The sequence below is a fragment of the Gemmatimonadota bacterium genome, from assembly GCA_026706345.1.
Taxonomy (GTDB): Bacteria; JAAXHH01; JAAXHH01; order JAAXHH01; family JAAXHH01; genus JAAXHH01.
The window spans coordinates 1-3,067 of record JAPOYX010000057.1 but is presented as its reverse complement, the minus strand read 5'-3'; the positions used below and the strand labels follow the sequence as shown (position 1 = coordinate 3,067).

Annotated in this window: 3 protein-coding genes; all 3 read left to right on the top strand. The window is 61.4% G+C overall.

Going from position 1 to position 3,067, the window contains the following annotated elements; all coding sequences use genetic code 11:
• Positions 1-528: hydantoinase B/oxoprolinase family protein (locus OXG98_04820; protein MCY3771326.1), on the top strand; the 528-nt coding region annotated here is incomplete at its 5' end.
• Positions 529-576: 48 nt separating this feature from the next.
• Complete coding sequence (locus OXG98_04815; protein MCY3771325.1) at positions 577-2,319, top strand: hydantoinase B/oxoprolinase family protein; 1,743 nt, start codon at positions 577-579, stop codon at positions 2,317-2,319.
• An 84-nt stretch (positions 2,320-2,403) separates the two neighbouring features.
• A partial coding sequence (locus OXG98_04810; GenBank protein ID MCY3771324.1) for a hydantoinase/oxoprolinase family protein occupies positions 2,404-3,067 on the top strand: 664 nt, incomplete at its 3' end.

The window sequence follows — 3,067 nt, the reverse complement described above, 5'->3', positions numbered from 1 at the left end:
GCTGCCGGCGGCGCCATGCGCAGCATTCCAGCGGAAATGATCGAGCGCGAATGTCCGGTCATGCTGGACGGCTTTGGCTTTTTGCCGGATACCGGCGGTCCGGGTCAATACCGCGGGGCCCTGTCCGTGTACCGGAAATGGCGCTTTCTGGGCGACGGCCGGGTAATGCTCCGAACCTGTCGAGTCAAATCCGTTCCGTATGGCCTGGCCGGTGGAAAAGACGGCACCCCGTTTGCTGCCAGGCTGCGCTCCGGCGAGGTAGAAACCCCACTCCCACACGAAATGCTCATCGATACCGCAGTACGATCCGGAGAAACCCTGCTGCATGTCCAACCGGGTGCGGGCGGTTATGGCGACCCGCTCTCGCGTGACCCCCGGCTCGTCCTGGACGATGTGTTGGACGAGAAAATCTCAGCCGCGTACGCCGAGCGGGAATACGGGGTCGCCATTGACCAGAGCACGGAGCAGGTTGACTGGCAGCGGACGACGCAACTTCGGGCAACACTGCGGTCCGAGCTGAGGACCTGACGGGAGAATGGACGGCCCGCGTCAGACACGCGGGCCGGGAGGAGAGCTATGGCATTTGATCCTATTCTGGTTGAGGTTGTGAAAAACGAATTGGCCGCCATTACCGAAGAAATGGCGATTGCGGTGTGGAAAACCGGCCGCTCGGCCATGGTCAAGACCGGAGATTTTGCCACCGCTATCTGCGACGGCCGGGGCCGGTTAATCGGCCAGGGCTATGCGGCTCCGTTTCAACTGGCCTTCTTTATTGCGGTGATGCCCCACATCCTCAAAAAATACGGGGAGGACTTCGCGCCCGGCGATGTGATCGTGGTGAACGATCCGTATGCCGGTGTCACCCATATGCCGGACGTAATGATCATTGCGCCTACGTTCTGGCAGGGGCGGCGGGTCGCCTTTACCTTGGCCTATTCGCACCACACCGATATTGGCGGGCGCTTTCCGGGCGGGTTCAGCAGCCAGTGTACGGAAACCTTCGAAGAAGGGCTCCGCCTGCCGCCGATCAAGCTGTACAAGGCCGGGGAGCGCAACGAAGCTCTCCTGGAGACGATTCTGGCCAACGTCCGGGTATCCGACGAATGGCTCGGAGACGTGGAGGCAAAAATCGCGGGCTGCTGGCGCGGCGAGCAGGAACTGAAACGTCTGCTCGAAAAATACGGCCTGGACACGTTCAGCTCGTGCTGTGACTACTTGATTGCCTATGCGGAAAAGGCCACCCGGGCGGCCATTAAGGAGATTCCTCCGGGCGAGTATGTGTATGAGGATGCCTTTGAGGACGATGGTTTTGGCTCCGACGGTGTAGCCCTGCCGATCAAGGTGACCCTGCGCGCACGAGGCGAAACCCTGAGTGTTGATTTCACCGGCACCGGCCCACAGGCGCGCGGGGCGATCAACCTGCCGCTGAGCATGACGGAAGCGACGGTCTATGGCGCGGTCAAGAGCATTGTCAGCCCTGAGGTGTTAACCAACGTCGGCTTCATTCGGCCTATACAGATCGTTGCGCCACTCGGCACCCTGGTAAACCCGCGCTTTCCGGCTGCGGTCGGTGGCCGCGCGCCCTTATTCTTTCGGGTTTTTGACATGCTGTTTCGTGCCCTGGCTCAGGCATTGCCCGACCGGGTGCCCATCCCCGGAGAGGGTGGGGACGTGTTGCACTTTACTGGTGAGAAGGAAGACGGGACACCGTTTGCGGTCATGGATATTTTCTTTGGTGGCTGGGGCGGACGGCCGCACAAGGACGGGATTGATGGCGTGGCGCCCATGGCCTTCGGGTCGTACGGAACCATTCCGGCGGAACTGCTCGAACGTGAATTCCCGCTGGTCGTTGACGGGTTTGGCTATGTGCCGGATACGGGCGGCGCCGGCAAGCACCGGGGCTCGGTGTCCATCTATAAACAGTGGCGTTTCCTGAGCCCCGGAAAAGTCATGGTTCGCACCAACCGTCTCATTCGGGCCTCCGGGGGGCTGGCCGGTGGTGCGCCCGGCTCGCTGTCCAAAAACATTCTGAATCCAGAAGCCGAGGGTCGGGAACTGCCGCGCAAAGCCCATCTGCATATAGACGTCAAGCCGGGCGACCGCATTCACCACATCGTGTCCGGCTCGGGCGGACACGGTAATCCCCTGGAGCGCGACCCCGCCCAGGTGCTGGCCGACGTACAGGACGAAAAGCTGTCCGTCGCGCAGGCGCGAGATCAGTATGGGGTGGTAATTGATACGGCCGCGGCTGCGGTGAATATGCCGGAAACCGAGGCGCTGCGAGCTACCCGCTTGCAACCGGTTGCGGCCGCGGACTAGTCACGAGCCGGATGCTTCAGACTCACTCTTCCTGGATGGCCCTCGCCCGGCCACTGCGATCTTCTGCTCTGAACGGATGAAGACATGCGTATAGGCTTTGATATTGGCGGAACCTTCACCGACGTTATTGTGGTTGGCGATGACGGACGCCTGTTCACCACAAAGGTGCTCTCGCTGCTCGATCAGGTGGGCGAAGATATCGTCCGCTGCGTCAATGAGGTCGATGCGCAGGCCCAGGTCGAGGGCTTTGTCCACGGCACGACCATTGCCTCGAACGCCGTCATCGAAGAGACCACCGCGCGGACCGGACTGATTACCACCCAGGGCTTTCGGGACGAACTCGAAATGCGCGGGCAGCGACGGCCCTATATCTATGACGCGGACTGGGACCGCCTGCCGCCTCTCGTGCCCCGTTCCCTGCGTTTGGAAGTCCAGGAGCGCATCCTGGGCAACGGCCGTATTGAGCGTGCGCTCGATCCGGCACAAGCCCGAGCGGTGATTGATCAGCATCTGGCCGCCGGAGTGGAAACGATAGCCGTCTGCCTGGTGAACTCCTATCTCAATCCCACGCACGAACAGCAGTTGGGACGTCTTATCGCTGAAGCGGCTCCGGATACGGTGGTGTGTCTGTCGTGCGATATCCACCCCGAGATTCGCGAGTACGAGCGCGCCAGTACGACCGTCATTAACGCCTCCCTGATTCCGGTCGTTGATCGCTATCTTGATCGACTGGAACGGCACCTCTCGG